This window comes from Rhodobacter ferrooxidans, from assembly GCF_000176015.1.
Taxonomy (GTDB): Bacteria; Pseudomonadota; Alphaproteobacteria; order Rhodobacterales; family Rhodobacteraceae; genus Pseudorhodobacter_B; species Pseudorhodobacter_B ferrooxidans.
The window spans coordinates 56,267-83,117 of sequence record NZ_ACYY01000002.1 but is presented as its reverse complement, the minus strand read 5'-3'; the positions used below and the strand labels follow the sequence as shown (position 1 = coordinate 83,117).

General features: G+C 65.1%; 26 protein-coding genes. 12 read left to right on the top strand and 14 right to left on the bottom strand.

Going from position 1 to position 26,851, the window contains the following annotated elements:
- Nucleotides 1-76: 76 nt before the first annotated feature.
- Genes fliF through fliP form a run of 4 tightly spaced genes read left to right on the top strand, consistent with a single transcriptional unit; the run spans nt 77 to nt 3,264 of the window.
- A complete protein-coding gene (gene fliF / locus RSW2DRAFT_RS01880; RefSeq protein ID WP_008027478.1) occupies nt 77-1,678 on the top strand; it encodes a flagellar basal-body MS-ring/collar protein FliF in 1,602 nt (533 codons plus the stop codon).
- Nucleotides 1,678-2,274, top strand: coding sequence for a FliH/SctL family protein (locus RSW2DRAFT_RS01875; protein ID WP_008027476.1), 597 nt, complete (start codon nt 1,678-1,680; stop codon nt 2,272-2,274). Before fliF ends, RSW2DRAFT_RS01875 begins: the two co-directional genes overlap by 1 nt.
- A complete protein-coding gene (locus RSW2DRAFT_RS01870; protein WP_008027473.1) occupies nt 2,267-2,536 on the top strand; it encodes a FliM/FliN family flagellar motor switch protein in 270 nt (89 codons plus the stop codon). The genes RSW2DRAFT_RS01875 and RSW2DRAFT_RS01870 overlap by 8 nt, the downstream gene beginning before the upstream one ends.
- The gene (gene fliP, locus RSW2DRAFT_RS01865; protein WP_008027471.1) at nt 2,536-3,264 is read left to right on the top strand and encodes a flagellar type III secretion system pore protein FliP; all 729 of its coding nucleotides are present in this window, start codon (nt 2,536-2,538) and stop codon (nt 3,262-3,264) included. The genes RSW2DRAFT_RS01870 and fliP overlap by 1 nt, the downstream gene beginning before the upstream one ends.
- Nucleotides 3,265-3,489: 225 nt before the next feature.
- On the opposite strand, the gene RSW2DRAFT_RS01860 is transcribed toward fliP, so the two are convergent.
- The 5 genes from RSW2DRAFT_RS01860 to RSW2DRAFT_RS01840 all read right to left on the bottom strand — a co-directional run bounded on the left by RSW2DRAFT_RS01860 (nt 3,490) and on the right by RSW2DRAFT_RS01840 (nt 9,286).
- Nucleotides 3,490-4,584, bottom strand: coding sequence for a flagellar basal body P-ring protein FlgI (locus RSW2DRAFT_RS01860; RefSeq protein ID WP_008027469.1), 1,095 nt, complete (start codon nt 4,582-4,584; stop codon nt 3,490-3,492).
- Nucleotides 4,581-5,585 (bottom strand): flagellin, encoded by a 1,005-nt coding sequence (locus RSW2DRAFT_RS01855; RefSeq protein ID WP_008027468.1) that lies wholly within the window; start codon nt 5,583-5,585, stop codon nt 4,581-4,583. The genes RSW2DRAFT_RS01860 and RSW2DRAFT_RS01855 overlap by 4 nt, the downstream gene beginning before the upstream one ends.
- A gap of 1 nt (nt 5,586) precedes the next feature.
- On the bottom strand, nt 5,587-7,044 hold the full coding sequence (gene flgK, locus RSW2DRAFT_RS01850; RefSeq protein ID WP_008027466.1) for a flagellar hook-associated protein FlgK: 1,458 nt from the start codon (nt 7,042-7,044) through the stop codon (nt 5,587-5,589).
- 11 nt (nt 7,045-7,055) lie between these two features.
- The gene (locus RSW2DRAFT_RS01845; RefSeq protein ID WP_008027463.1) at nt 7,056-8,363 is read right to left on the bottom strand and encodes a flagellar hook protein FlgE; all 1,308 of its coding nucleotides are present in this window, start codon (nt 8,361-8,363) and stop codon (nt 7,056-7,058) included.
- 92 nt (nt 8,364-8,455) lie between these two features.
- Nucleotides 8,456-9,286: an OmpA/MotB family protein gene (locus tag RSW2DRAFT_RS01840; protein WP_040671422.1), complete on the bottom strand. Its 831-nt coding sequence runs from the start codon at nt 9,284-9,286 to the stop codon at nt 8,456-8,458.
- A gap of 179 nt (nt 9,287-9,465) precedes the next feature.
- Between RSW2DRAFT_RS01840 and RSW2DRAFT_RS01835 the strand changes: the two genes are divergently transcribed.
- From RSW2DRAFT_RS01835 to RSW2DRAFT_RS01825, 3 genes are read left to right on the top strand one after another with little or no spacing between them, the layout of a single operon-like run.
- The gene (locus tag RSW2DRAFT_RS01835) at nt 9,466-11,001 is read left to right on the top strand and encodes a YjjI family glycine radical enzyme (RefSeq protein WP_008027460.1); all 1,536 of its coding nucleotides are present in this window, start codon (nt 9,466-9,468) and stop codon (nt 10,999-11,001) included.
- Entirely contained in the window at nt 10,982-11,839 is an 858-nt protein-coding gene (locus tag RSW2DRAFT_RS01830; RefSeq protein WP_008027458.1) for a YjjW family glycine radical enzyme activase, read from the top strand. Before RSW2DRAFT_RS01835 ends, RSW2DRAFT_RS01830 begins: the two co-directional genes overlap by 20 nt.
- Nucleotides 11,840-11,860: 21 nt before the next feature.
- A complete protein-coding gene (locus tag RSW2DRAFT_RS01825) occupies nt 11,861-13,060 on the top strand; it encodes an NnrS family protein (RefSeq protein WP_008027456.1) in 1,200 nt (399 codons plus the stop codon).
- Here the strand turns inward: RSW2DRAFT_RS01825 and RSW2DRAFT_RS01820 are convergent.
- Nucleotides 13,057-13,617, bottom strand: coding sequence for a UbiX family flavin prenyltransferase (locus tag RSW2DRAFT_RS01820; RefSeq protein WP_008027454.1), 561 nt, complete (start codon nt 13,615-13,617; stop codon nt 13,057-13,059). The two genes, RSW2DRAFT_RS01825 and RSW2DRAFT_RS01820, sit on opposite strands and share 4 nt — an antisense overlap.
- Nucleotides 13,614-15,113 carry a UbiD family decarboxylase gene (locus RSW2DRAFT_RS01815; RefSeq protein ID WP_008027452.1) on the bottom strand — a complete coding sequence of 500 codons (1,500 nt, stop codon included), beginning with the start codon at nt 15,111-15,113 and terminating at the stop codon, nt 13,614-13,616. Before RSW2DRAFT_RS01815 ends, RSW2DRAFT_RS01820 begins: the two co-directional genes overlap by 4 nt.
- A gap of 123 nt (nt 15,114-15,236) precedes the next feature.
- Here RSW2DRAFT_RS01815 and ubiT point away from each other — a divergent pair, with 123 nt between their 5' ends.
- Genes ubiT through RSW2DRAFT_RS01790 form a run of 5 tightly spaced genes read left to right on the top strand, consistent with a single transcriptional unit; the run spans nt 15,237 to nt 19,926 of the window.
- Nucleotides 15,237-15,761 carry a ubiquinone anaerobic biosynthesis accessory factor UbiT gene (ubiT, locus tag RSW2DRAFT_RS01810; RefSeq protein WP_008027450.1) on the top strand — a complete coding sequence of 175 codons (525 nt, stop codon included), beginning with the start codon at nt 15,237-15,239 and terminating at the stop codon, nt 15,759-15,761.
- Complete coding sequence (ubiU, locus tag RSW2DRAFT_RS01805; RefSeq protein ID WP_008027447.1) at nt 15,761-16,738, top strand: ubiquinone anaerobic biosynthesis protein UbiU; 978 nt, start codon at nt 15,761-15,763, stop codon at nt 16,736-16,738. The genes ubiT and ubiU overlap by 1 nt, the downstream gene beginning before the upstream one ends.
- A 4-nt stretch (nt 16,739-16,742) precedes the next feature.
- On the top strand, nt 16,743-17,636 hold the full coding sequence (ubiV, locus tag RSW2DRAFT_RS01800; RefSeq protein WP_008027446.1) for a ubiquinone anaerobic biosynthesis protein UbiV: 894 nt from the start codon (nt 16,743-16,745) through the stop codon (nt 17,634-17,636).
- Nucleotides 17,637-17,668: 32 nt separating this feature from the next.
- Entirely contained in the window at nt 17,669-18,385 is a 717-nt protein-coding gene (locus RSW2DRAFT_RS01795; protein WP_008027444.1) for an endonuclease/exonuclease/phosphatase family protein, read from the top strand.
- Nucleotides 18,382-19,926, top strand: a complete 1,545-nt coding sequence (locus RSW2DRAFT_RS01790) for a phospholipase D family protein (RefSeq protein WP_008027443.1) — start codon at nt 18,382-18,384, stop codon at nt 19,924-19,926. Before RSW2DRAFT_RS01795 ends, RSW2DRAFT_RS01790 begins: the two co-directional genes overlap by 4 nt.
- Here the strand turns inward: RSW2DRAFT_RS01790 and RSW2DRAFT_RS01785 are convergent.
- The 7 genes from RSW2DRAFT_RS01785 to gap form a co-directional block, all read right to left on the bottom strand.
- Nucleotides 19,923-21,185, bottom strand: coding sequence for an MgtC/SapB family protein (locus RSW2DRAFT_RS01785; RefSeq protein WP_008027442.1), 1,263 nt, complete (start codon nt 21,183-21,185; stop codon nt 19,923-19,925). The two genes, RSW2DRAFT_RS01790 and RSW2DRAFT_RS01785, sit on opposite strands and share 4 nt — an antisense overlap.
- A 63-nt stretch (nt 21,186-21,248) precedes the next feature.
- Nucleotides 21,249-21,923 (bottom strand): phosphoglycolate phosphatase, encoded by a 675-nt coding sequence (gph, locus tag RSW2DRAFT_RS01780; RefSeq protein WP_008027441.1) that lies wholly within the window; start codon nt 21,921-21,923, stop codon nt 21,249-21,251.
- Nucleotides 21,920-22,618, bottom strand: coding sequence for an HAD family hydrolase (locus RSW2DRAFT_RS01775; protein WP_008027440.1), 699 nt, complete (start codon nt 22,616-22,618; stop codon nt 21,920-21,922). The genes gph and RSW2DRAFT_RS01775 overlap by 4 nt, the downstream gene beginning before the upstream one ends.
- Entirely contained in the window at nt 22,611-23,300 is a 690-nt protein-coding gene (rpe, locus tag RSW2DRAFT_RS01770; RefSeq protein ID WP_008027439.1) for a ribulose-phosphate 3-epimerase, read from the bottom strand. The genes RSW2DRAFT_RS01775 and rpe overlap by 8 nt, the downstream gene beginning before the upstream one ends.
- Before the next feature lie 54 nt (nt 23,301-23,354).
- Nucleotides 23,355-24,731, bottom strand: coding sequence for a ribulose-bisphosphate carboxylase (locus tag RSW2DRAFT_RS01765; RefSeq protein WP_008027438.1), 1,377 nt, complete (start codon nt 24,729-24,731; stop codon nt 23,355-23,357).
- A gap of 40 nt (nt 24,732-24,771) precedes the next feature.
- A complete protein-coding gene (fba, locus tag RSW2DRAFT_RS01760; RefSeq protein WP_008027437.1) occupies nt 24,772-25,836 on the bottom strand; it encodes a class II fructose-bisphosphate aldolase in 1,065 nt (354 codons plus the stop codon).
- 12 nt (nt 25,837-25,848) lie between these two features.
- Nucleotides 25,849-26,850 (bottom strand): type I glyceraldehyde-3-phosphate dehydrogenase, encoded by a 1,002-nt coding sequence (gap, locus tag RSW2DRAFT_RS01755; protein ID WP_008027436.1) that lies wholly within the window; start codon nt 26,848-26,850, stop codon nt 25,849-25,851.
- Between the last annotated feature and the right edge of the window lies 1 nt (nt 26,851).

The following is a 26,851-nucleotide window of genomic DNA, read 5'->3' as shown; positions in this document are numbered from 1 at the left end:
CACTAACCGATTGTTAAGCCCGATCCTTCAAAGCTGTGCAGGAACGGGGCAGAAGCCCCAAGGTCGGAGACAGTCGTTGCAGAACCTATTCTCGCTCTGGTCAGCACTTGATGCCCGTCGTCGGATCATCGTGATCGGGGCCACAATTGCCATGTTTCTGGCGGTTTTGGGGCTTTCGCGCATGGCAAATACCCCCAGCATGGCGCTGCTGTACGCGGGCCTCGACAATCGGGCTGCGGGCGAGGTTGTGGCCGCTTTGGACCAACGCGGGGTCGCCTATGAGGTGAAAGGTGATTCGATTCTGGTCGATGTCACCCAGCGGGATTCGCTGCGGATGACCCTTGCGACCGAAGGCCTGCCCACGATGGGCGCTGCCGGCTACGAATTGCTGGATGGGCTGTCGGGCTTTGGCACCACCTCGCAAATGTTCGATGCCGCCTATTGGCGCGCCAAGGAAGGCGAGCTTGCCCGCACCATTCTGGCCAATCCGCAGATCCGGGCGGCGCGGGTGCATATCGCCCAGGCCCCGGCGCAACCGTTCCGACGCGACGTGCTGGCCACGGCCTCGGTCACGGTCACCACAACCACCGGCTCCTTGCCTCCGCTTCAGGCCAAAGCGTTGAAACACCTGATTGCCGCCGCGGTGGCCGGGATGCAGCCCGAAGACGTATCGGTGATCGACACCGTCGGGGGGCTGATCATGGCGGCCGACGACAACACGCTCACCGGAAATGGCGGGCAGGATCGCGCCGCCGAATTGCGAACGAATGTCGAGCGGTTGCTGGCAGCAAGGGTCGGCCCGGGCAAGTCGGTGGTCGAGGTCAGCGTCGATGTGGTGACCGAACGGGAATCCATCACCGAACGCAAATTCGATCCGCAGGGGCGGGTGCCAATCTCTACCGATGCGACGGAGAAAACCAGTTCCGCAACCGAGCCTTCGGGTGACGTGACCGTCGCCTCCAACCTGCCGCAGGGCAACGCGGCAGCGGGTGGCAACGGCCAAAGCCAGACCAGCGAGACCCGCGAACTGACCAATTTCGAAGTCTCGGAGACCAGCCGCGAATTGCTGCGGGTGCCGGGGGCGGTGCGCAAACTGAGCGTGGCGGTGCTGGTGGACGGCCTGCAGGTCACGGCCGCCGATGGCACGATAAGCTGGCAGCCGCGCCCCGAGGAAGAACTGGCGGTGCTGCGCGAACTGGTGGCCTCGGCGGTCGGGCTGGACGAGACGCGTGGCGACGTGCTGACCCTGAAATCGCTGGCCTTCGAGCCGTTGGCCGAGGCCGGAACCCTGGCCGAAGCCTCGATGTTCGCCGATATCGGCCCGATAGACCTGATGTCGATGATCCAGCTTGCGGTGCTGGCCGTCGTCGCGCTGGTGCTGGGGCTGTTTGTCATCCGGCCGGTGCTGACCAACCTGCCGCGCCGCATGGCAGAACTGCCCGGTCCCGGCGCACAACTGGCCTTGCCGAATGGCGCAGGTGGCGAAAACCGGGTGCTGACCGGCGAGATCGACGATGGGTTTACGCTGCCGACCATGGGCTTTGGCGATGACGTTGCCGAAGACGAGGCCGATGCCAATGACCCGATGAGCCGCCTGCGCCGCCTGATCGAAGAGCGGCAGGCAGAATCGGTGGAAATCCTGCGCGGCTGGATGGAAACCGAAGAGGAGCAGGCCTGATGCCGCTGCTTAAACTCGAAGTATTTGAAGTCACAGACAAATCGTCGCACTCGACTGTGGTCACCGACATCAGCGCATTGGAAGAGGCGCGGCTTGCCGCCTACGAGCAAGGCTATTCCGCCGGCTGGGACGATGCCAGCGCTGCCCAGGCCGATGATCAGAGCCGCATCGGTGCCGACCTTGCGCGAAACCTTCAGACGCTGGGTTTCACCTACCACGAGGCCCGCATGCATGTTCTGCGCGCAGTCGAGCCGCTGATGCAGGAAATCGTCTGCCGCCTGTTGCCGGACGTAGCGCGCGAAGCGTTGGCACCGGTGGTGCTGGAAACCCTTATGCCGATGGCCGAAAATATGGCGGATGCGCCGGTGTCATTGGTGTTGAACCCGGCTGCGCGCCCGGCTGTCGAGGCCTTGCTGGAACAGGCCACCGGTCTGCCGCTGCGCATTGTCGAAGAACCGACGCTGGGTGAGGGCCAAGTTTACCTGCGGCTGGGCGATTGTGAAACCCGCGTCGATCTGGACCGGGCAACAGCCGAAATCACTGCCGCCGTGCGCGGCTTCTTCGGGCTTTCAGAAAAGGATGCCTCCCATGGATGACGCGGCCGACTCCAACCCGTTTTCGCAAGTACCGATCGAGATCACCATTTCCGTCGGCAAGGCCCGCCCGCAGGTGCGCGACCTGCTGAAACTGCAGCGTGACGCGGTTTTGCCGCTGGACCGGCGGGTCGACGATCCAGTGGAGCTTTACGTTGGCGACCGGCTGATCGCGCGCGGCGAGTTGCAGGAACTGGACGGCGATCAGGCCGGCCAACTGGCGGTGCGGCTGACCGAGGTTGCCAATCTGCGCGGCGGGTTGTGATGCGCAATTGGTTGCCCGCCACAGCATTGGCGGTTTTGCTGATCGGCCTTGCCGGGCCGGTTCTGGCGCAGGAGCTGACGCTGAACCTTGGCGATCAGGGTTCGCTCAGCGCCCGGTCGATCCAGCTTCTGGTGCTGATCACCGTGCTCAGCCTTGTGCCGGGGCTGGCGGTGATGATCACCTGTTTTCCTTTCATCGTCACTGTGTTGTCGATTCTGCGGCAGGCCATCGGCCTGCAACAATCGCCACCCAACATGCTGATCGTCAGCCTCGCGCTGTTCCTGACCTGGTATGTGATGGACCCGGTATTCACCGAGGCCTGGACCACCGGGATGGAACCGCTGACCCGCGGCGAAACCGATCTGCAAACCGCGATCCCGGCGATTTTGGCGCCGTTCCGGGTGTTCATGTCGGCACGAATGGATGCCGATACCTTCGCCGCCATGCAGGCGCTGCGGCCCGGCGAATCTTCGTCGGTTGCGCAAGCGCCGCTGTCGCTGATGGTGCCGTCGTTTCTGCTCAGCGAGATTCAGCGCGCCTTCGAGATCGGCTTTCTGATTTTCTTGCCGTTCCTCATCATTGATCTGGTGGTGGCTGCGGTGCTGATGTCGATGGGGATGATGATGGTGCCGCCCTCGATCGTGTCGCTGCCTTTCAAGCTGGCATTCTTCGTGGTGGCCGATGGCTGGAGCCTGGTTTCCGGCGCGCTGGTGCGAAGTTACTTCTAGTCAGCGCAGCAGGGCCTGATCGACACCCCATTCCGATTGCAGCGCAGTTCAGGCCAAAGCACCCCCGGTTTCCAAAGAAAAAGCGCAGCTCCGAGTGTTGCGCCTTTTGCCATTCGCCCGAATGGTGGAAGACCCGATGTGCACGGTCGACAGGTTGCCTTCCGTCAGCGCGACAACCCGCGCGGCGCGCCACGGTCGGCCCTCCGCACGAACTTCCGCGCGGCGTTACTGCACCAGGAACTCGGCGTGCAGCGCACCTGCCGCATTGATGCTTTTCAGAATGTCGATCATGTCATGCGGCGCCACGCCAAGCGCGTTCAGGCCGGCCACCACTTCTGAAAGGTTGGTGCCTCCAGTGATTTCGGCCAACCCGGTGCCATCACCCTTGTTGATATCGGCCCGGGTCCGCGGCACCACGATGCTTTCGCCATCAGTGAAGGGGTTGGGCTGGACCACCATCGGCGATTCCTCGATGCGCAGGGTCAGATTGCCCTGAGCCACGGCAACACGACTTATCCGCACATCCTCGCCCATCACGATGGTGCCCGACCGCTGGTCCACCACCACCCGCGCCCGGGTTTCCGGCTCGACCAGCAGGTTCTCCACCCGCCCCAGCACATGCGCGGGCGAGGCCATTCGGGCCCCCGAAAGATCCAGCGCCACGGTGCCCGAATCCAGCATCACCGCGATACTGCGACCAAACTCCTGATTGATAACCTGTTCGATCCGTCCGGCGGTGGTGAAATCGGCGGTGCGCAGCGCCAGCCGCACCGAGGTCAGGCTGGAGAAATCAAATTCGACCTCACGTTCCACCCGCGCGCCGGAGGGGATAACCCCCGCTGTCGGCACGCCCTGCACTACCCGCGCCGCATCGCCCTCGGCCGAGATACCACCAGCGATGATAGTGCCCTGAGCCACGGCATAAATCTGGCCATCAGCGCCGTTCAGCGGCGTCATGATCAGCGTGCCGCCCAACAGGCTTTTCGAATCGCCAATGGCCGACACCGAAACGTCGATCTGCCCGCCCGCGCGGGCAAATGGCGGCAACGCGGCCGTGACGAACACCGCGGCGACGTTCTTGGGCCGGTATTGTTCGCCCGCGACGTTGACGCCCAGCCGCTCCAGCAGGTTCGACATGATCTCTTCCGTGAAGGGCGAGTTGCGGATGCCGTCTCCGGTACCGTTCAGCCCGACCACCAGACCGTAGCCCACCAGATCGTTGCCGCGCACCCCGTCGAACTGCACCAGATCCTTGATCCGGATCGGGCTGGCAGCCGCTGGAAACGCAAGGCAAAGGAACAGAAAAACAGCGCGAATCATCGCAGGAAATCCATCAGGCTGAGGCGCGAAAGCCGCGCGGTGATCGTGTAAAGCGTTTCCAGCTGGGTCTGGGTCGATTCAAGTTTGGTCGCTGTGTCATAGGGATCGACCGACACGATGCCGAGCCGGGCGATCTGCAAAGCCGTGGTTTCGGCGCCGTTGCGCGCCTTGGCGGATTCGATCTGACCCTCGACCACGCCAAGGTCGGCGGCAAGGTAGGCGCGATCCGTGGCGGTGCCGACCAGTTTCTCGCCGGCCAGGCGGGCCAAGTCGGCGCGGGATTCCGGAGAGCCGGCCAGCGCGCCACGATCAAGCATCGCCGCCATGGCAAAGCCTTTCAGGGTCTCGCGCACCGCCGGGTCCATCGCCGTGACCTTGATTTCGGCCGATTCACCCGCGGCAATCGCCAAAGGCGACAGGGAAGCATCGCCCTGGTAGGCCACGGACGCATATCCGGCCGGGTCGTCGAACCAGGTCGAAATCGCGGTTGCCACATCGGTCGCGCTCACCGCGCCCAGGATGGCGGTATCCAGTGCGGCAAGAATGGTTTCAGAATTGGCAAGGGCAGGACCGTTGGTGGCCTGCCCGGCAAACAGACTTCGATCGCCGACGCGCGCATTCAGCGTGGCAATTGTGGTTTCGAACTTCTGACGCGCCGTGTTGCCGATATTGCTGATGGAGACATCCAGACTGGACTCTGCCGTCTGCAGCAGGGCCGGGCCGAATTCCGCAGCCATTTCTTCGATGGTGGACAGGGCTGTTTGCATGGCTTCGGTGAAAAGACCGGATTCGGACGTCGCCGCACCATAAGCATCCAGCCGAGACAGTGAAGCGTCGATTGCACTTAGCGGTGCCAGATCACCCCTGGTCTGCCGCCCGGTATCAGAGGCGATTCCGGTGGTCACTTCGGTGGACAGGGTCTGCAACTGGGCCTTCAGTGCCGCGTTCTGCCGCCGCAACATGAAGGATTGGGCCATGTCACCCAGGGAAACCAGGGTCATTTCAAATTCCCATCAAGATGTCGATCATGTCGCCCGCAGTCTGGATCACCCGGGCGTTGGCCGAATAGGCCTGTTCGATCAGCAAAAGTTTCTGCATTTCCTGGTCGGTATCAACGCCATTCTCCAGCTCTTGCTGTTGCAGCGCCGTTGCCCGCGCCGTGGCGAAGCTTGATTCCGCTTCGGCACCCAGCCGTGCGGTGGACACGCCCGAGATCACGTCGGCATTCAGCGATGAAAAGCTGCGGGCGCCCGGCATGAACCCGCCCGAAACCGGTGCGCGCGGGGCAGCAAGCGCCGTTTGCAGGCTGGACAGCAGCGCGGAGTTGCCGGAAAGGCCGGGAGCAACCGCGCCCATGCCATCGCGCAGCCGCCACAGCGCACCGCCCTGCGCCGGATCGACCGCGCCATTCAACGCCAGCCGCTGTGAAAGACCGACCTCATCAGTGGCGACAAAGGCGCTACCGGCGTCGGTGAACAGGCCCGGATCGCCCGGCGCGCGGGTGGTGTCGATGGCGGGATCGGCGAAGCGTTCGACCAGATCGCGGGCGACGGCGTCCAGCTTGGTTTGCGCGGCAGGGGCAAGTTCGTCGCGCACCGCGAAATGCGCAGCCAGACTGCCGCCGCCGATCATGCTGGCGGCGCCCGATGTCGGCAGGGAGCGGCCGTTCAACGTCAGCCCCGAAAGGCTTCCCGAGGCCAAGGTCATGTCGGGCGTCACCACGCCGACCGGCGTGAACTCGATCACCGCGGCACGCCCGTCGAGCAACTGGATGCCGCCGGTGGTGTAAAGCGCGATCTGGTTGTGGCCGCGGTCCACCTCGCGCAGCGGCACGATGCTGGCAAGCTGATCCACCAGTTGCTGGCGCTGGTCCATCAGGGCAGTGGCATCCCGGCTGACCCCGAACTGCGCGCGGATCTGAACGTTCAATTCGGCAATGCGCGCCAAACCGGCGTTCAGCGTGGCGACCTCGGTTTCGATCTGGTCATCGGCGGATGCGCGGGCGGCCTGGATATCGGTCGAGGCCGCATTGATGCCACTGGCCAGCGATTGCGCCGCCACCAGCACATTCGACAGACGCGCCTCGGATTCGGGGCGGCTGCTGGCCTCGATCAGCGCGGAATCGAAAGCGGCCACCCGGCCCAGCACCGAACTGGCGCTGTCTGAGGTGCCCAGCGTCGATTCCAGCCGTTGCAGAAAGGCGGTCCGGGCGTCGCGGTCGCCCACCCCGGCCTCGGCCACCCGTCGGTCCGCCAGCAGCGACTGGTTGACGACACGGTTGATGCCCGTGACCACCACGCCTTTGCCCGCACCGCCCAGCGACAAGGCCGCAAGGTTGATCTCGCGCCGGGCATAGCCTTCCGTCATCGCGTTGGCGACGTTGGACGACACCACTTCGGCTGCCCGCGAGGAGGCGGTCAGGCCGGACATGGCATTGGAAAGCGAGGCTGACAGGCTCATGGCTCAGGCCCCTAGCGTTTGATGTTGGTGGTTTCCTGCAACATTTCGTCAACGGTCTGGATGACCTTGGCATTGGACGAATAGGCGCGCTGGGTCTGGATCAGGTTGGTCAGTTCGGCGGCCACATCGGTGGTGGAGCCTTCGCGGGAATAGCCGACCACAGCGCCGGTCGGGCCGTCACCCGCATCCCACAGGAAGAACGAGCCAGAGTTGGGCGATATCTGGTAGGTCTGGTTGTTCAGCGCGATCAGGCCGTTCAGGTTGGGCGTATCCACCAGCGGAATCTGATACAGCCGCCGGGTAAATCCGGTATCGTAGCTGGCGGTCAGATAGCCGTTTTCATCAACTTCAACCTCCATCAGGTTGCCCACGGGCGAGCCGTTCTTGGTGATCGAGGTTGGCGCAAAGCTGTCGGAAAGCTGGGTCAGGCCATTGGGGTCGCCGACCTTGCCGATGGTCATGGTCAGCGGGCCACCGGCAACAGTCAGCGCCAGCGTGCCGTCGGCGGCATTGTAGGCGCCGCCCGACACCGTGGTGACCGAAGCGATGGTGCCGCCGTTGCCGCGACTGTCATCAAAAACGATCGTGTATTCGCCGACCAGCGCGCCGCCTTGCGCCGAGTCGCGAATTTCCATCTTCCATTCATTGGACGACCCGGTGGCCGGTACCGTTGGCGTGAAGGTGACATCCAGCGTTTCCGAGGTGCCGAGGTTGCCGAAATACTCGATCGACAGCGGCAACGTTGTGCCCGCAGCACCAGCTGTGGTCTGCGTTGCGGGCAAGTTGACCCCCAGTTTCATTTCCGTGGTCGGGTCGCCCGCCTGCTGGTTGGAGTTGATCACCACCGGCGTCAGCCCCGCGATGGTATCGCGCGGCAGGACCGGAATCGTGCCATCGGCATTGGCAGGCCAGCCCAGCAGCACCAGCCCGGATTGGGTGCGCAGCACCCCGTTGGCATCGGGGCGGAACGAGCCGGTCGTGGTCATCATCAGGTTGGTGCCTGCCAGATCGGTGCCAAGACCAGCGGTCGCTGAAACCGGCAACATGCCGCGACCGGAAACCGCAAGATCAAGCGCGTTGGAGGTGGAAACTAGCGCGCCGCGTTCGTCGATCAGCCGCGTTGTAGATGCGCGCACACCACCCGCCGAATAGGTGCCCGCACCTGCCGCCTGAGTGATGACCATGCTTTCAAAGTCGGTACTGGCGCGTTTGTAGCCGTAAGTACCCGAGTTGGCGATGTTGTCGGAAATGGACGCGAGCCGGGTGGCATTGGCATTGAGCCCGGCCACCCCGGCACTGAGCGCGGAGGAAATCGTCATGTGTTGCCGCCTTTCTGCTGCATCGACTTGTGAATCGACCCTGCGGGCAGCGGCTTAAGATCCAGCTAACAGATAAAATTCTATCTGTTTCCTCAGCGGTCCCGGCGCAGCAAAATGACCTCCACCCGGTTGTTGCGGATCGCCGTCGGGTCGGCGGTCACCGGCTTGTGGTCGGCATAGCCGCTGATGCGCTGCACGCGATTGGCAGGCAGACCGGCAGTCTGAATCAGATCGCGCATCGCCTGCGCCCGTGCGGCCGACAAATCCCAGACCGGATTGTCGATCATCATGATCGGATAGGCTTTGACATAGCCATTGACCGCCACACTGTTGCTGGCCAGCCCCAGAACCTCGGCCAGCATCTTGGCAATGTCGCGCAGGACGGGTTGCGGATCGTCCGTGCCTTCGGCAAACAGCGGTGCCTCTTGCAGATCGAAGATTTCAATCACCAGACCCTCGTCAGTGACTTTTGTCACCACATGACGCAGTGCAGCTTCCATCGTCATGCTTTCGCCGCCAAGTGCCGTCAGCGCCTTTTCGACCGATGCGATCTGGGCTGCGGCCTGGGCTTCGGCATCGGCGTTCTCTCCGCGTGCCTGATTCTGCTCGGTCGGGCTGCGGTCCGAGGCACCGGTGCCCGATTGCGGCATGGTTTGTTCGGAAAACACGCTGTCGCCGCCAAACATGCCCTCGCCACCGCCCGAGACGCGGTTGATCGGGATGGTGGGGCTGAAATAATCGGCCACACCCTTGCGTTGCTTTTCCGTCGTCGCGCCCAGAATCCACATCAGCAGGAAGAACGCCATCATGGCGGTCACAAAGTCGGCATAGGCTACTTTCCACGCCCCACCGTGGTGCCCGCCGCCCTTGATGATCTTCTTCCGTTTGATGATGATCGGGCGGGCGTTCGATTGCCCAGCCATACCCACACCCATGTTTTACACCCGGGATCAGATATAGTCGGGTGCGGTGAACACCGGCTTAACCGGTAAAAATGTCCGGGCTTTTCGGGCCGGGCGGCAGGGCATTTGCGCCCGCGGTGGCTTTCGGTGTAGGTCTGGGGGCAACCCGAAGCCGTCGGGCCAACCCGCAGGAGCCTGCCATGCCGGATCAGTTGGAAATGCTTCGCCGCATCACCGATGACCCCAGCCTGAGTTCGGCGCAGAAAGCCCGCGCGCTGTCGCTGGCCGCCGAGAACATGCTGCCCTACCCCGCGCTTGACGCCGAAACCGCCAAGGCGCTGGACGCCCGTGTGATCTGCGACATGTTCGAAGGCCATGCGCCCTACAAGCCGCGCTATGTGTTGCCCGACTATGCCGTTGTGCTGACCAAAGGCAGCGACTGGCTGGAACTGCCGGTGCCGCAAGACCTGGACGAGGCGCTCAACACCCTGATGATCGCCTATCACCATGTGCCCTCGGTCACCGGGATGCCGGTCTATATCGGCAAGCTGGATGACCTGCTGCTGCCGTTCTGCACTGGCGTCAGCGACGATGACATCTACCGCAAGATCAAGCTGTTCTGGCGCTATATCGACCGGGTGCTGCCGGATGCCTTCCTGCACGCCAATATCGGCCCGACCGACAACCGGGTGGCGCGCACCATCCTTCGGGTGGATGCCGAGCTGAAACAGATCGCGCCCAACCTGACGCTGCTTTACGACCCGGCGACCAGCGGCGACGCTTTGCTTTCGCAGGCCACCGGCAATATCGTCGAATGTTCGAAACCGCATGTCGCCAACCATCCGCTGCACGCGGCCACCTTTGATGCTCGCGGCTATGGCATCGTCAGTTGCTACAACGCGCTGCCGATTGCCGGTGGCGCCTCGACCCTGACGCGGATCAACCTGAAGGAAGTGGCGCTGCGGGCGCGCGACACCAGGCATTTCTTCACCGAAGTGCTGCCGCACTACGCCGATCTGGCGTTCCGGCTGATGCGGGCGCGGATCGACTATCTTTTCAATCACTCGGGCTTTTTCGACAGTTTTCTGGTGACCGAAGGCTGGATCGAGCGTGACCGTTTCACCGCGATGTATGGCATCTTCGCCATGGCCGAGGCGGTGGATGTGCTGCAAGCCAAGGCCGGGCAAACCGGCCGTTACGGCCATGATGCCGCCGCCAACGCCCTTGGCCACCGGATCAGCCGCGCGCTTTCCGATCTCGTGCAGGCGCAGCCGATGGAAAACGTCTGGCGTGGCCGGGCGATGCTGCATGCCCAGGCCGGCCTCAGCACCGATACCGGCCTGACCCCCGGCGTGCGCATCCCCTACGGCACCGAGCCGGACCCGGTGGCGCATGTGCAGGCGCTGGCGCCGCATCACGCCTATTACCCCTCGGGCATCAGCGAGATCCTGACGCTGGATGAAACCATCAAGGCCAATCCGCTGGCGGTGTTCCAGCTTTGCAAGGGCGCGCTGGCCAGTGGTTTCCGCGAGTTCACCGCCAATGTCGCCAGCAACGATCTGGTGCGGGTGACCGGCTACATGATCCGGCTGTCGGACGTGGCGAAACACAACGCGCAGAAAGGCTCGCGCACCAACACCACCGGCCTTGGTGCCGAGGCGGCGGCAAAGACCGCCATTCTGCAACACCAACCGCGCGTCATGGGGCAAGAGTTCGTTGCAGGCCATCGTCAGTAAGACCCTGCTGTTTTCCTGCGTCGATGGTCCGGGCAACCGGATGGTGCTGTTCCTGCAGGGCTGCAACTTCTCCTGCCCGACCTGCCACAACCCGCACACCAAGCGGCGCTGCAACGATTGCGGTCTGTGCATCCCGGTTTGCGCCCCCAAAGCCCTGTCGCTGGTCGAGGGCAAGATTGCCTTCGATGCCAGCCTCTGCACCAATTGCGACGATTGCCTGCGCATCTGCCCGATCTCGGCCAACCCGATGGTGTCGCTAATGGACGTAGGACAAGTGCTGGCGCTGACCCGCCAGAACCTGCCGTTCCTGACCGGCATCACCCTGTCGGGCGGCGAGGCGACGGCGCAGTTGAAATTCAGCGTGGCGCTGTTCACCGCGATCAAGGAAGCGCGCGACCTGGCGCATCTGACCTGTTTCGTCGATACCAACGGCCATCTTGGGCCTGTGGGCTGGGACAAGCTGTTGCCGGTCACCGACGGGGTGATGCTGGACATCAAGGCGTTTGACGAGGGCCAGCACATCTATCTGACCGGGCGCGGCAATGACAAAAGCCTGGCCTCGGCGGAACTGCTGGCGGCCTCGGGCAAGCTGTATGAATTGCGGCTGCTGATGATCCCCGGCAAGACCGATACGCGGCGCGAGCTGGAGGCGCTGGTGGCGCTGGTCAAGCGGCTGGGGGCGCATACGCGGGTCAAGCTGAACGCCTTTCACAATCACGGTGTGCGCGGCCCGGCCTCGGCCTGGGAAACCATGACCAAGGACCGTCTGGAGCAGATCGCCACCACCCTGCGCGCCGCCGGGCTTTCGCAGGTGATCACGCCGGTGGTATGGCTGTAACATGCCGTGGGATCGTGACGCATGGCGCAAGTGCCGCTTCAACCCGGCCGCAAGGGGCAGGCGGTGAAATCGTTCTTCGAGGCACCGCATCGGCCGTTCTTTCCGCTGTCCGCCCTGTGGGCGCTGATCGGCGGGGTGTTCTGGCTGTTGTCGCTGCAAGGCAGCGGGCCGGAATATGCCAGCATGGCCGCCTTTCACGCGCCGATGCTGATTTTGGGGTTTGGTGGCGCGGCGACGGCGGGTTTCATGCTGACCTCGCTGCCGGGCTGGACCAAGCGGCCACTGGTCAGCGGCGCGCTGCTGACGACGCTGGTGCTGGCTTGGGCGCTGGGGCAGATCGCGCTGGGCTTTGGCATCGCAACACCGCTGGTGGTGCTGTTCCCGCTGGCTCTGGGTGCCGTCATGCTGCGCAGCATTTATGCAGCGAAGGTCTGGCCACGACTATGGGCGCTGCTGGCGCCGGTGGCGCTGGGCGTGGTAGCGCTGGCCTATATGGGCTGGCCGAAAGCGGCAGGCGATTGGCTGGCATTGCACCCGCAAGCCCCTGTATTGATTTACCTTGTGCTGCTCTCCCTCGTCGGTGCCCGCTCGATCATCGGCTTTGGCCGGAACTTCCTGCTGCGCAGCGAAAGACCGGCGCCCGAGGTGGCCGGGCGCTGGGAGGAACTGCTGGCGCTGGGGTTTCTGATCCTTGGCATTGCCTCCTACCTGGCCACCGAAGGCGCGTTAGGCGCTGTCGGTTTGCTGGCAGCGGCGGCGGCGCAGGTCTGGCGGCTGCGGCGGTTCTGGCTGTCGCCGGTCTGGCGCGAGCCGTTGCTGGCGGTGTTGCTGGGCGGCTTTGCCTGGTTGCCGATCGGGCTGTTTGCCCTTGCCCTGGCGCGGCTTGAAATCGGGCCGCTGACCCCGAAAGACGCGCTGCACGGCCTGACCATGGGCCTGATGGGCGGCATGATCGCGGCGATGGCCGGGCGGGCGGCGGCGCGGCGGGTGGCAGGCGCCTTGGTGGCGCGGCCCGGACTGCTGGTGGCTTGCGGGCTGATCTGGCTGGCCACCGCCTTGCGGATGGCAGCCCCATTCTGGCCGGAAACCGCGGTGCTGGTGATGAGCACCGCCGCCGCACTCTGGTGCCTGGGCTGGCTGATCTGGCTCTGGGCCTTCATCCCCGCCCTGCGCGGCCCGGTGATCCGCCCGGTGCTCAGCGGCAGCAAGGTTTCCGTCTAGCTGGGGTTCCAGACCCTGCTGACCGGTGGTGCCAGCCGCAACAGGTCCACCGCGCGGGCGGCGATCTGCTCCACCACATCCGCCACGCTTTCGGGATGCAGGTAAAACGCCGGCACGGGGGGCAACACAATCGCCCCCATCTCGGTCGCCTGGGTCATGTTGCGCAGATGCGCCAGCGTCAGCGGCGCCTCGCGCGCCAGCAGCACCAGCGGGCGACGTTCCTTCAACTGCACCGAAGCCGCGCGGGTCAGCAGGTTGTCGTCCAGCCCCAGCGCAATCGCCGCCAGGCTGCGCATCGAACAGGGCGCCACGATCATCCCCGCCACCGGGGTCGAGCCGGAAGCAATCGCCGCCCCCACATTGCCCAAGCCATGCACCGTGGTCGCCAACCCCTGCAATTCGGCCAAAGCCCCCGGCCCCACCTCCTCGGCCAGGGTCCGCTCGCCCGCCCGGCTGACCACCAGATCGACCGCCGCCCCGACCTGCCGCAGATGCCGCGCCACCGCCAGCGCCAGCGCCGCCCCGGATGCGCCGGAGACCCCCAGAACCACCCTCATTTGCCCGCCCCGATCTGCGCCAGCAGCGCATCGGCAAAAGCCTCTGCTTCGGGGCTTTGCGCCATCACCTGCCCCCATTCGCGGGTGGTTTCGGTGCCGATCTTTGTGGTGGCATCAAAGCCGATCTTGCCCGCCAACCCGGCCTCGGGCGAGGCGAAATCCAGGTAATCCATCGGCGTGCGCTCCAGCAGCACCACATCGCGCGACGGGTCCATCCGGGTCGAAAGCGCCCAGGCGATATCGTCCCAGTTGCGCGGGTTGATGTCGGCATCGACCACGATCACCATCTTGGTATAGCTGAACTGCGCCAGCATCCCCCACAGCGACAGCATCACCCGACGCGCCTGCCCCGGATAGCGCTTGTCGATGCTGATCACCGCGATGCGATAGGAACAGGCGGCAGGCGGCAGCCACAGATCGCGCATCTCGGGGATGCTTTGGCGGATCACCGGCAGGGCCAAATCGTTGAACACCTCGGCAATCACCGAAGGCTCATCCGGCGGGCGGCAGGTGTGGGTGGTCAGATACAGCGGGTCGCGGCGGTGGGTGATGGCACTGACGCGCATCACCGGGAAATTCTCGACCGAGTTGTAATAGCCGGTATGGTCGCCATAAGGCCCCTCGGGTGCCTGATCGCCGGGATGGACCCAGCCTTCCAGCACGATCTCGGCCAGCGCCGGCACCATCAGCGGCACGGTCTTCGCAGGCACCAAAGCCGTCCGCGCCCCCCGCAACACGCCCGAGAATGTCAGCTCCGATACCGCCTCGGGCAGCGGCAAGGCGGCGGCCAGCAACAAGGCCGGATCGGCGCCCAAAGCGATGGCCACTGGCGCCGGTTCACCCGCCTGCGCCCATGTGCGCTGATGCGCCGCACCGCCGCGATGCGGCAACCAGCGCATGATCAGCCGGTTCCGGTCCAGCACCTGCGCGCGGTAAACCCCGCAGTTGTAAGTCTCGGTCTGCGCTTGCGTCGAGCCGTAAGGCCGGGTCAGCACCACCGGCCAGGTGATCAAGGGCGCCGCATCGCCGGGCCAGCAGATCGGCACCGGCAGGCGGGAAAGATCGACATCATCGCCGGTCATCACCTCGGCCTGCACCGGGCCTTTGCGGCTGATCTGGGCGCGGGTGTTCAACGCGGCCTTCAGATGCGGCCAGCGCGACAGCGCATCGCGCATGCCGGAAACCGGCGCAGGCGTGCGCAAGGCGGCCAGAAATGCCCCGAAATCAGGCACTTGCTCCAAGGCCAGCCCCAAACCCGCCGCCACGCGCGAGGTGGTGCCGAACAGATTGCCGATCACCGGCATCTGTGCGCGCACGCCATCGAAATGGCCGTGATCAAACCGCAGCACGGGCCCGCCGCTGCGCAGCACCTTGCTGGCCACGGCGGTGGATTCGTGCCGCAGCGACACCGGCGCCGCGATCCGCAGAAAATCGCCCTGCGCCTCGCACCAGGCCAGAAAATCCCGAAGCTCGGGGAAGGGGGGAAGAGAGCGCATGTTCAACCTCGCGTTACCGCACCCGCATAACAACCCCGCATAAGCCCCGAGTTGACAAGGATCAATTGCGCGGGCGCTTTCGGATGATAGCAGGGTCGAGTCCCGTTCCGAGGCAGGTGAGCCATGCCCGAATTCTTTGCCATTCCCAAACCCTTCGCCCAGGCGCTGCGGTTGCTGCCCAATCCGCCGCTGTCGCTGATGCTGACGCAACTGACGCGCGGCATCCTGCGGCGGCATCCGGGCATCGTGTCGCGGTTGGGCGATCAGGCGGGGAAAAGTTTCGCGCTGGCGCCGACCGACCTGCCGCTGGTGCTGGTGCTTTCGCTGCCGGGTGGCGTGGCCAAGGTGAAGGTGCAGCGCGACGGCAAGGGCGCCGATTGCATGATTTCCGGCAAGCTGTCGGCGCTGCTGGGGCTGGTGCACGGCGCGGTCGATGGCGACGCGCTGTTCTTTTCCCGCGATCTGGTGATCGAGGGCGATACCGAGGCGGCCTTGGCCCTGCGCAATGCGGTGGACGATGCCGAGCTTGATCTGGCCGAGGAAATCACCCGGCTGGCCCCGCCCCTGGCACCGATGCTGAAACGGCTGGTGGCGGCTGCCGAACGCCGCACCGGCGTGGCGCTGCACCGCGCGGGAGGTGTGCTGTGATGGAACTGGTCTGCCCGGCGGGCACCCCCGCCGCCCTGCGCGCTGCGGTCGAGGCCGGTGCCCATGCGGTCTATTGCGGCTTTGCCGACGAGACCAACGCCCGCAATTTTCCCGGCCTGAACTTCTCGCGCGCCGAACTGACCGACAGCATCCGTTATGCGCATCAGCACGGTGCCAAGGTGCTGGTGGCGATCAACACGTTCCCCCGCGCAGGCGCCCAGGATCTGTGGCACCGCGCCGTGGCCGATGCCGAACGCGCCGGGGCCGATGCAGTTATTCTGGCCGACGTTGGCCTGCTGGCCTATGCCACCAAGAACCACCCCAACCTGCGGCGGCATCTGTCGGTGCAGGCGGCGGCGGCCAATGCCGATGTGATCAACTTCTACGCCGCCGAGTTTGGCATCAAGCGGGTGGTGCTGCCGCGCGTGCTGACCGTGGCCGAGATTGCCGCGATCAACAAGGAAACCGAGGTGGAGACCGAGGTTTTCGTGTTCGGCGGGCTGTGCGTGATGGCCGAGGGGCGGTGTTCGCTGTCCTCCTATGCCACCGGCAAGTCGCCCAACATGAACGGCGTCTGCTCGCCCGCAAGCCACGTGGTCTATGATCAGGAAGGCCCCGATCTGGTGGCGCGGCTGGGCGGTTTCACCATCCACCGGGTCGGCAAGACCGACCCGACGCCCTACCCGACGCTGTGCAAGGGCTGCTTCACCTCGAAGGGCGAGACAGGGCATGTGTTCGACGACCCTGCCAGCCTCAACGCCACAGACCTGCTGCCGCAACTGGCGAAAGCCGGGGTGACCGCGCTGAAGATCGAGGGGCGGCAACGCTCGCGCGCCTACGTGGCGCAGGTGGTGCGCAGTTTCCGCGATGCGGTGGACGCGCTGGCCGCGGGCAAGCCGATGCCCACGGGCGCGCTGGCGGCGCTGTCGGAGGGTCAGGCGATGACCACCGGCGCCTATGCCAAGAAATGGCGGTGACGACATGGACCTGACGCTTGGCCCGATTGCGTTTTTCTGGGATGCGCCGCGCATCCGCGATTTCTACGCGCGCATTGCCGACGAGGCTCCGGTGGCCCGCGTGGTGCTGGGCGAATTTGTCTGCTCCAAGCGCCTGCCGTTCTGGCAGGACGAGATTCCCCGCGCGGTGGAACGGTTGCAGGCGGCGGGCAAGGAGGTCTGGCTGACCTCGCTGGCCCTGGTGACGCTGAAGCGCGAGCGGCAAATGACCGACGATCTGGGGCTGGCCGGGCTGGGGGTCGAGGTGGCCGATCTGACGGCGCTGGCGCATCTGCCTGCCGGGGCCGGGTTCAGCATCTCACCGCTGGTGAACGTGTATAACGAAGGCACGCTGGAATGGCTGGCGGCCAAGGGGGCCAAGCGGGTCTGCCTGCCGCCGGAACTGCCACCGGCGGCGATTGCCTCGCTGGCAGCCACCGGCGCGCGGTTGGGCGTGGCGGTCGAGGTCTGGGGATTTGGCCGCTTGCCGCTGGCGATCTCGGGCCGCTGCTATCACGCGCGGCTGACCGACCGCAGCAAGGACAACTGCCAGTTTGTCTGCGGCGTCGATCTGGATGGCCGCACCATCGATACGCTGGACGGCCAGCAGTTTCTGGCGGTGAACGGGGTGCAGACCCTGTCGGCGGCCACCGCCTTTGCCGGCCATGATCTGACGACGCTTGCCGATGCCGGGGTGCAATCTCTGCGGCTCTCACCGCAGACCGGCGACATGGTGGCGCTGGCGCAGGCGCTGACCGATGCGCTGGCAGGCGCCGACAATGCCGCAGCTTTGGAGGCGGCAGCACGGGCAGCATCGCCCGATGGCTTGCTGGCCAACGGCTATCTGCGCGGTCAGGCCGGAGCAAACTGGGTCGCCTAGCTTCCCATGCGCCGTTGGCCTAGAAGGGTCGCATGATGCATGCGCGCGACCTTTCGGTGGCTTCCTACAACATCCACAAGGGCATCGGTGCCGACCGGCGCCGCGATCTTGCCCGCACCGCCGCGGTGATCGCGGAAATCGGTGCCGACATTCTGGCGCTGCAAGAGGCCGACATGCGCTTTGGCAGCCGCGCCGGGCTGCTGGATCTGGACCGCTTGCGCCATGACCTTGGGCTGGTACCGGTGGCGGTCAAGGGTCAGCGCGACTCGCATGGCTGGCACGGCAACCTGCTTTTGGTGCGCGACACGCTGGTGCAAGAGGTGCATCAGCTTGCCCTGCCGGGGCTGGAGCCGCGCGGCGCGTTGATGACCGATCTGGTGATCAAGGGGCAGCCGCTGCGGGTGATCTCGGCGCATCTGGGGCTGTTGCCGGGGTCGCGCGCGGTGCAGGCACAGGCGCTGCTGGCCAAGCTGAACACGCTGGAGCGCCGCCCGACCCTGCTGATGGGCGATCTGAACGAATGGCGCGATACCGGCAGTGCCGCGATGGGGCATTTCGCGCGGCATTTCACCCCGGCCAGCCCGCGCGCCAGCTATCCCGCGCGCTATCCGCTGCTGCCGCTGGACCGGATGATGATCTGCGATCAGGGCCAGTTGCTGGATATCGCCACGCATGACAGTCCGCTGGCCCGCCGCGCCTCGGACCATCTGCCGATCAAGGCGCGGCTGCGGCTTGGCGCGGGAAAATGACCGCCTTCGGCATCAAGCTGTTGATCTGGCTGGCCGTTCTGACGGTGCTGGTTCTGGTGGCCTCGTGGCTGGGCTTCCGGTCTTACGCAAGGTTCGCCAAGCGGGCGCGCGGGCCGATGATGGTGGCGATGCCGCGCGCAGGCGCCGATACCGCGCTGGACAGCTTCTGCGACCCGCTGGAGGCGGCGCATCCCGGCCAGACCGGGCTGATGAACGTGCTGGAAAATGCCGAAGCCTTCACCCTGCGCACACTCGCGGCGCGGCAGGCCGGGCGCAGTCTGGACCTGATGTATTACGCCTGGTCCACCGACACCACCGGCTGGCTGATGCTGGCCGAACTGCTGGCGGCGGCGGATCGTGGCGTGCGCATCCGGCTTTTGCTGGACGATGTGAACGTGCAGGGCTTTGACCCGGCGTTTCTGGCGCTGAACCAGCATCCCAACGTGCATGTGCGGCTGTTCAACCCCACCCGCAACCGCGGCCATGCTTTTCGCCGCGGGCTGGAGATGCTGCTGGGCCTGTCGCGCTTTACCAAGCGGATGCATGGCAAGATGTGGCTGGCCGACGGGCGGCTGGCCATCGTCGGCGGTCGCAACATCGGTGACATGTATTTCGGCGCGTTGGAGGGCGGCGGGCGCAATGCGCAGGATGCCGATGTCCTGCTGATCGGGCCGCCGGTGGCCGATCTGGCGGTGGTGTTCGACGGTTACTGGAACCTCGGCCTGGTGCTGCCGATCCTGACGCTTTCGCCGCGGTTCAAGGTCAACATGAAGCGGTTCCGCCGCAGGCTGGCCAGGCACGTGAACGACGGTGCCGCGCAGCGGTTTCAGGCCGCGGTGGGTCGCGCGGATCTGGCCGCGCTGCAGCAACGGCTGCGCTGGACCGACAAGGCCAGCGTGCTGGCCGACCCGCCGGAAAAGGCCTTCGGCAAGCGTGTGACGCCCTGGATGTCGGAAGGCATCGCCACCCTGCTGGACGGCGCGCAACACGAGGTGCGGCTGATCACCCCCTATTTCGTGCCGGGGATTCCGGCGTTACAGGCGCTGTCGCGGCTGGCCCGGCGGGGGGTGCGCGTGACCTTGCTGACCAACGCGCTGTCGGCCACCGACAATGTGCTGGTGCATGGCGCCTACCGCCACTACCGCCAGCCGCTGCTGGCCGCCGGTGCCAACCTGCACGAATACGGCCCGCCGCGCCGCCCCGAAGGCAAGCGCGACGTGCTGCACTCCAAGGTGTTTCTGGTTGATGGCCGCACCGCCGTTGTCGGCTCGCTGAACTTCGACCTGCGCTCGGCCTTGATGAACACCGAGCTGGGCTTGCAGTTCGATCAGCCCGAGTTGGTGGCCGAACTTGAGGCGATGATCGACAGGCTGTCGGCACCCGAGAATTCCTATGCTTTGTCACTTCGCGGCAAAAGGCTGCTCTGGGCAGTGGCAAGGCCCGGTCATGCACCGCTGCTACGGGTGGAACCCGAGGCACCTGCCAGCCTGCGCGCCATAAGCTGGGTGATCGGGCATCTGCCGATCCACGGCTATCTTTAGCCCGCAACCAGCAGGGAAAACACGCCCGCCCCGGCCAGCAGCGCCGCCAGGCTGGCCAGCGCCACCCGGCTGCCCACCGCCACACCGCCCACCCAGGCGGCAATCACCGCTTTCGACACGGTATTGACCGTCACCGCCAGCAAGATCGCCTGCGCCGCCAGCGCCAGCCCGTCATTCATCCGCGCCATCGAGATGGTGATGGCATCGACATCGGCGATCCCCGAGGCCGCCGCCACGATCAGCACCCCCATGTCGCCATAGGCCCGCTGCACCAGCGTCGCCGCCAGCATCACCAGCGCGATCAGCCCCGCCAGCTTCAGCGAGGCGCCCAGCACCAGCGGGTTGGAGATCGTCAGATGCGGCCCCGGCTGCGCCGCATGCGACCGATGCGGTGCATAGATCATCGCCAGCGCCGCCGCCGCCATCACCAACGCCGCCGCCAGCAAGGGTTGCCACAACAGCCCCAGCAGCGCGTTGTTCAGCGCCACCGCGATCACCCCCACCCGCAGCAGCATCACCATACCGCTGATCAGGATGCCGCCGGCCAGCAGGTTCTCCGCCCCCGGCGCCTCGCGCCCCAGTCGCGCGAAGGTCAGCGTGGTGGCCGTCGATGATGCCAGCCCGCCCGCCGCCGCCGTGACGATGATCCCCAGCCGGTCACCGAACAGCCGCACCGCGACGTAACCGGCGAACGAGATCAGCGCGATCATGATCGCCAGCAGCCAGACCTCATAAAGGTTCACCGCGCCCCAGGGGTCCAGCGCCCGGTTGGGCAGCATCGGCAGCAACAGAAAGCTCATCACCAGCAGGATCAGCGCCGCGCGAATTTCCTCCCAGGTGACCGAGGCGACCCAGCGGTGCAGGGGTTCGCGCAGCGCCAGCAGCACCGTCATCACCACCGCCGCGGCGATGGCCAGCTGGATATCTCCCGCCGCCGCCAACACGCCCAGCAGGAAGGTCAGCATGCCCGCCACTACGCTGGTGGCGCTGAAAACGCGGTTCTGCCGGGCCTCCAGCCAGAAAAATCCGCCGAACACCGCAGTGAAAGCCAAGAACGCCAGTCCGACGAACAGCGGCCCGAGGTTCGGCACCAGAACGCCGCAGACGCCGCCCATCAACCCGGAAATGCCAAAGGTGCGCAGACCGGCAGCGCGGCTGTTATCCTCGGTCCCGCGGGTGCGCCAGCCGCGTTCTAGCCCCACCATCAGGCCGATGGCCAAGGCCACGCCCAGCCGCATGAAGGGATCGAGTTCGGACATGGCGCAGGCCTTTCCTGACGCGTCCAGTCAATGCCGCATCAGGCGCGGCCGCACTGATCTGGGTCAAGCCTGCCTGGCACCCGCAGATGCCGCCAGCCGTGCCACGATGCCCGGCAGTTCTGCGAAATCCGAAAACGCCACGTCATGCGGCAGATCGGCCACCGGGGTCTTGCGATAGCCTTCGGTGTAAAGTGCAAAGGGCATGCCTGCGGCGGCGGCGGTCTGGGCGTCGATCTCGCTGTCACCCACATAGACCACCGGGCCGCCGCCAAGGGCTGCCAGCGTGGCAAACAGCGGCGCCGGGTCGGGCTTGCGCTGCGGCAGGCTGTCGCCGCCCAGCACGGCGTCGAACGACGCCAGCAACCCCAGATGCTGCAACACCGCCTTGGCCGGGGCCAGCGGCTTGTTGGTGCAGACGCCCAGCGGCATGCCCTGCGCCCGCAACGCCGCCAGCGCCGCCACAACGCCGGGGTAAGGCACCGTCAGCCCCACCGCAGTCTCATACCCTTCGGCAAAGCGCGCGATCATCGGTGCCAGCCGCGGCCCCGCCGGATCCTCGCCCGAGGCTTGCAGCAACTGCCCCACCAGATGCGGCACGCCCTTGCCGATGAAACTGCGCACCTGCGCCATTGTCAGCGGTGCAAAGCCTTCTTCCAGCAGCACCCGGTTGGAGGCCGCGTGGATATCCGGCGCGGAATCGATCAGCGTGCCGTCCAGATCGAAGATCACCACCGTCATGTGCGCACCGCCGACAACCCGGCCAACCCGCCCAGATCGGTGAAACAGCCCAGAACCAGCGTGGCTGCACTGAAATCCTCGCCCGCGGTATAGACGCCCGGCGACACCACGCAGGCCAGCTTTGCCGCCCGTGCCGACCGAAGGCCATTGCGCGAATCCTCCAGCGCCACGGCGCGATCGGCGGTCAGGCCAAGCCGCTGCAACGCCAGCAGATAGATGTCGGGCGCCGGTTTCTTGGCCGGAACCTCGTCGCCCGCGGCGATCACGTCGAACACCTGCGCCGCAGGTTTGCCGAACACCGCCAGGCATAGGGCCTCGACATTGGCCGGGCTGGTGGTGGTGGCAATCGCCAGCCGCCGCCCCGCCGCACGCGCCTCGTCGATCAGATCGGCAATGCCGGGGCGCAGGGCGATCTGGCCGCGCGCCATCAGATCGACGTAATGCGCGGTCTTGGCCTTGTGCAACTCGGCCACCGGCACCGTTGCCGGATCGCCACCGCGTTCGGTGACATAGCGCGCGATGCGTTCCTTGCCGCCCGTGGTGGTCAGCAGCGCGCGATAGTCGTCCTGGCTCCAGTTCCAGCGCAAACCGGCATCGGCGAAGGCGGCGTTGAAGGCACGGCGGTGCAACTCTTCGGTTTCCGCCAGCGTGCCATCCACGTCGAAGATCAAAGCCTCGGGCCAGCCATCAGGCACGGGCGGCCTCGGCGGCTGCGCGGATGGCGCGAATATTTTCACCGTAGGGTGCGGGGTTGCTGACCGAGCCGCCCTTGAACACCGCAGAACCCGCCACCAGAACATCGGCACCCGCCGCAGCCACCAGCGGCGCGGTTTCCGGGGTGATGCCGCCGTCAATCTGGATATGGATCGGCCGGTCACCGATCATCTCGCGCAAGCGCCGGACCTTGTCGACCTGGCTGTGGATGAATTTCTGCCCGCCGAAACCGGGGTTCACGGTCATCACCAGCACCATGTCAACCATGTCCAGAAGGTAAGGCATATCCTCCAGCCCGGTGCCGGGGTTCAACGAGACACCGGCCTTGGCACCGGCACCGCGAATGGCCTGCAAGGTGCGGTGAATGTGCGGGCCCGCTTCCAGATGCGCGGTGATGATATCCGAACCGGCCTTGGCAAAGGCCTCGATATAGGCATCGACTGGCGAGATCATCAGATGCACGTCCATCACGCCCTTGATGTGCGGACGAATCGCAGCACACATCGCCGGGCCGAAGGTCAGGTTGGGCACGAAATGCCCGTCCATCACATCGACATGCACCCAATCGGCCCCTTGCGCTTCGATGGCGCGACATTCGGCACCGAAATTGGCGAAATCGGCCGACAGGATCGACGGCGAGATCTTGATGGAACGGTCAAACATGGTTTCCTCCCCGGAAAAATGCGGCACCGCCAGCGCGGCGGTGCCGTTTTGCTATCAGACGCCCAGCGCTTTGCGCCAGCCGGGATACAGCTTGTCGGCGTCACCCGGGAAGCTTTCGAAGGCACGGGCAAATTCGCGATGCGATTTGGCGAACTCGATCGGGTCGGCCCCGGATTTCCAGCACTGCTCGGCCTGCCGCAACGAGGTCGCGCCAGCAATCGCGCCGTCGATATGGCCGAAGGCACCGCCGCCCGCCGTCAGGATCAGGTTGGAATGGCCCAGGTTCTTGAAGAACCCCGGCATCCGCAGCGCATTCATCCCGCCCGAAATGATCGGGGTGGTGGGGTTCATGCCGTTCCATTCCTGCTTGAAATACGGACCCATCGCCACGTCGTCGGTGATCATGAAGGCCATCAGCTTGTCGGAAGCCTCGCCCTCCATCTTGCCAAAGCTCATGGTGCCGGTGTGGATGCCCGAGGCGCCTTGCAGACGCGCCATCTTCGACAGCACGAAAGCGGTGTAGCCGCGCATCGACTGCGGCGAGGTCACGGCGCCATGGCCAGCCCGGTGGTAGTGCAGGTATTGGTCGGGGAAGCGGCGGCGGGCGGTGGTGATCGCCGCCGGGCCGGTAACGTAGCCATCAACCAGGAAAGCGACGTGGCGGGCGTTTTCGCCAAACACTTCAAGGATATACTCGCCGCGGGCCACCATTTCGTAATGGTCGTCGGCGGTGATGTTGAACGAGAACAGCTTGGCCATCCCGGTCTTGTCCTGCGCGCGTTTCATCGCATCGGACACCAGTTTCACCGTCTCGCGCATCGGCGCGAAAATCTGGTTGCCTTGCGGCTCGTCGTTCTTGATGAAGTCGCCGCCCAGCCAGAAGTCATAGCAGGCATCGGCAAACGGCTTCGGGCGCAGGCCCAGCTTCGGCTTGATGATGGTGCCGACGATGAAACCGCCGTTCACATGCGGCCGCCCCAGCACGCGCCACAGATCGGCGATGGTGGTCGAGGGGCCGTCGAAGGCATTCAGATACACCGGCGGCACCCAGAAGTCGTGCATCTTGGCGTATTCAACGTCGCCCATGCCCTGGTTGTTGCCGATGGTCAGCGTCAGGAACGAGCAGATCATCGCCCGGCCGTCGGTGATGTTGTGGTCGAACAACTCCACCGGGTAGGCGATCTTCATCAGGCCGGTGGCCTCGTTGATCTCATAGACCAGCGCATCGACGCCGCGGGTGAAATCGTCGGTGGTGGACACTTCGACGTTGGTGCCGGTGCTGCTTTCGGCGGCGAAATGCGCCGCGGTTTCCAGAAAGCCGCCAAAGCCGGCTTTCGGTTTCATGATATAGGCCACCAGCACATGACGGCCGCCGGCCATCAGGTCGGCTTCTTTCAGGCCAAGGTTGGCATAGCGATCAGATTGGTCCATTGGTCTTCTCCTTCAAGGGCTGGTGGCCAGATGGGCCGAATTACTTCACGGTCGGGTCAAGCGCGCCCGAGGCATAGCGTTTGGCCATGTCGTCCATCGAGATGACCTTGATCTTGCTGGCATTGCCGGCAGTGCCAAAGGCTTCCAGACGCAGTTTGCAAAGGTCGCGCATTGCGTCCATCGCCGGTTTCAGGAACTTGCGCGGGTCGAACTCTTTCGGGTTCTGCGTCGCGATCTTGCGGAACTGCCCGGTCATCGCCATACGGCAATCGGTGTCGATGTTGACCTTGCGCACGCCCATCTTGATGCCGCGCACGATTTCCTCGACCGGCACACCAAAGGTCTGCGGCATGGCGCCGCCGAACTCGTTGATGATGTCCTGCAGTTCCTGCGGAACGGAAGACGAGCCGTGCATCACCAGGTGGGTGTTCGGCAGCTTCTTGTGGATCGCCTCGATCACGCTCATCGCCAGAATGTCGCCGGTGGGTTTGCGGCTGAACTTGTAGGCGCCATGGCTGGTGCCGCAGGCGATTGCCAGCGCGTCAACCTTGGTTTTCATCACGAAATCAACGGCTTGATCCGGGTCTGTCAGCAACTGGCTGTGGTCCAGCTTGCCAACGGCGCCGTGGCCATCCTCGGCCTCGCCTTCGCCGGTTTCCAACGAACCCAGGACGCCCAGCTCGCCTTCGACCGAAGCGCCAACCCAATGCGCCATCGCCGACACCCGGCCGGTGATGCCGAGGTTGTATTCATAGCTCGCCGGGGTCTTGGCGTCGCCCATCAGGCTGCCGTCCATCATCACCGAGTTGAAACCGTGCTTGATGGCCGACATGCAGGTGGCTTCGTCGTTGCCGTGGTCCTGATGCATGCACAGCGGGATCTGCGGATAGATCGCCGCCAGCGCCTCGATCATCTTGGCCAGCATGATGTCGTTGGCGTAAGACCGGGCCCCGCGCGAGGCCTGGATGATCACCGGCGCATCGGTGGCCTTGGCGGCCTCCATGATGGCCAGACCTTGTTCCATGTTGTTGATGTTGAATGCCGGCACGCCATAGCCATTTTCGGCAGCGTGGTCCAGCAGTTGACGCAGTGTAATCAGTGCCATCGTGGCCTCCTGTCAGATCAATTTGCCCATCGCCACGGCGGTATCCGCCATGCGGTTGGAAAAGCCCCATTCGTTGTCATACCAGGACAGGATGCGCACCATCGTGCCAGCCATCACCTTGGTCTGATCGGTGTGGAACACCGAGGAATGTGGATCGTGGTTGAAGTCGGACGAGACGTTCGACTGATCGGTATAGCCAAGGATGCCCTTCAGGCGGCCATTCGCGGCGGTGCGGATGGCGGTGTTGATTTCCTCGACGGTTGTAGCGCGGGCTGCTTCGAAAACCAGATCGACCACCGAGACATTCGGCGTCGGCACCCGGATCGCCACGCCGTCCAGCTTGCCGTTCAGGTCGGGCAGCACCAGACCCACGGCTTTCGCAGCGCCGGTGCTGGTCGGGATCATCGACAGGGCGGCGGCACGGGCGCGGTACAGATCCTTGTGCATGGTATCCAGCGTCGGCTGATCGCCGGTATAGCTGTGGATCGTGGTCATGAAACCCTTCACGATGCCCACGGTTTCATGCAGCACCTGCGCCACCGGCGACAGGCAGTTGGTGGTGCAGGACGCGTTGGAAACCACCAGATCGGCGGCGGTCAGCGTGCCATGGTTGACGCCGAACACGATGGTCTTGTCAGCACCGCCCGAGGGGGCCGACACCAGCACGCGCTTGGAGCCATTCGCCAGATGCAGTTCGGCTTTCGGCTTGTCGGTGAAGATGCCGGTACATTCCAGCGCGATATCCACATCGCCCCAGGGCAGGTCTTTCGGATCGCGGATCGCGGTGACGCGAATCTTGCCCTGGCCGGCGTCGATCCAGTCGGTGCCGGTGGTCACGGTGCCGGGAAAGCGGCCATGCACACTATCGAACCGCAAGAGATGCGCGTTGGTTTCCACCGGGCCAAGGTCGTTGATCGCCACCACCTGAATATCGGTGCGGCCGGATTCGACGATGGCGCGCAGCACGTTACGGCCAATGCGGCCGAAGCCGTTGATTGCTACTTTGACTGTCATT

Bases quoted from the DNA above. Each gene is read 5' to 3' on its own strand.
- RSW2DRAFT_RS01835 (WP_008027460.1), top strand. From the start codon at position 9,466: ATGCCGGATCAGTTGGAAATGCTTCGCCGCATCACCGATGACCCCAGC.
- gap (WP_008027436.1), bottom strand. From the start codon at position 26,850: ATGACAGTCAAAGTAGCAATCAACGGCTTCGGCCGCATTGGCCGTAAC.
- ubiT (WP_008027450.1), top strand. From the start codon at position 15,237: ATGCCCGAATTCTTTGCCATTCCCAAACCCTTCGCCCAGGCGCTGCGG.
- RSW2DRAFT_RS01825 (WP_008027456.1), top strand. From the start codon at position 11,861: ATGGCGCAAGTGCCGCTTCAACCCGGCCGCAAGGGGCAGGCGGTGAAA.
- RSW2DRAFT_RS01815 (WP_008027452.1), bottom strand. From the start codon at position 15,113: ATGCGCTCTCTTCCCCCCTTCCCCGAGCTTCGGGATTTTCTGGCCTGG.
- RSW2DRAFT_RS01855 (WP_008027468.1), bottom strand. From the start codon at position 5,585: ATGACCCTGGTTTCCCTGGGTGACATGGCCCAATCCTTCATGTTGCGG.
- RSW2DRAFT_RS01875 (WP_008027476.1), top strand. From the start codon at position 1,678: ATGCCGCTGCTTAAACTCGAAGTATTTGAAGTCACAGACAAATCGTCG.
- RSW2DRAFT_RS01820 (WP_008027454.1), bottom strand. From the start codon at position 13,617: ATGAGGGTGGTTCTGGGGGTCTCCGGCGCATCCGGGGCGGCGCTGGCG.
- ubiU (WP_008027447.1), top strand. From the start codon at position 15,761: ATGGAACTGGTCTGCCCGGCGGGCACCCCCGCCGCCCTGCGCGCTGCG.
- RSW2DRAFT_RS01840 (WP_040671422.1), bottom strand. From the start codon at position 9,286: ATGGCTGGGCAATCGAACGCCCGCCCGATCATCATCAAACGGAAGAAG.
- rpe (WP_008027439.1), bottom strand. From the start codon at position 23,300: ATGTTTGACCGTTCCATCAAGATCTCGCCGTCGATCCTGTCGGCCGAT.
- ubiV (WP_008027446.1), top strand. From the start codon at position 16,743: ATGGACCTGACGCTTGGCCCGATTGCGTTTTTCTGGGATGCGCCGCGC.
- RSW2DRAFT_RS01790 (WP_008027443.1), top strand. From the start codon at position 18,382: ATGACCGCCTTCGGCATCAAGCTGTTGATCTGGCTGGCCGTTCTGACG.
- RSW2DRAFT_RS01785 (WP_008027442.1), bottom strand. From the start codon at position 21,185: ATGTCCGAACTCGATCCCTTCATGCGGCTGGGCGTGGCCTTGGCCATC.
- RSW2DRAFT_RS01765 (WP_008027438.1), bottom strand. From the start codon at position 24,731: ATGGACCAATCTGATCGCTATGCCAACCTTGGCCTGAAAGAAGCCGAC.
- RSW2DRAFT_RS01870 (WP_008027473.1), top strand. From the start codon at position 2,267: ATGGATGACGCGGCCGACTCCAACCCGTTTTCGCAAGTACCGATCGAG.
- gph (WP_008027441.1), bottom strand. From the start codon at position 21,923: ATGACGGTGGTGATCTTCGATCTGGACGGCACGCTGATCGATTCCGCG.
- fba (WP_008027437.1), bottom strand. From the start codon at position 25,836: ATGGCACTGATTACACTGCGTCAACTGCTGGACCACGCTGCCGAAAAT.
- flgK (WP_008027466.1), bottom strand. From the start codon at position 7,044: ATGAGCCTGTCAGCCTCGCTTTCCAATGCCATGTCCGGCCTGACCGCC.
- fliP (WP_008027471.1), top strand. From the start codon at position 2,536: ATGCGCAATTGGTTGCCCGCCACAGCATTGGCGGTTTTGCTGATCGGC.
- RSW2DRAFT_RS01795 (WP_008027444.1), top strand. From the start codon at position 17,669: ATGATGCATGCGCGCGACCTTTCGGTGGCTTCCTACAACATCCACAAG.
- RSW2DRAFT_RS01860 (WP_008027469.1), bottom strand. From the start codon at position 4,584: ATGATTCGCGCTGTTTTTCTGTTCCTTTGCCTTGCGTTTCCAGCGGCT.
- RSW2DRAFT_RS01845 (WP_008027463.1), bottom strand. From the start codon at position 8,363: ATGACGATTTCCTCCGCGCTCAGTGCCGGGGTGGCCGGGCTCAATGCC.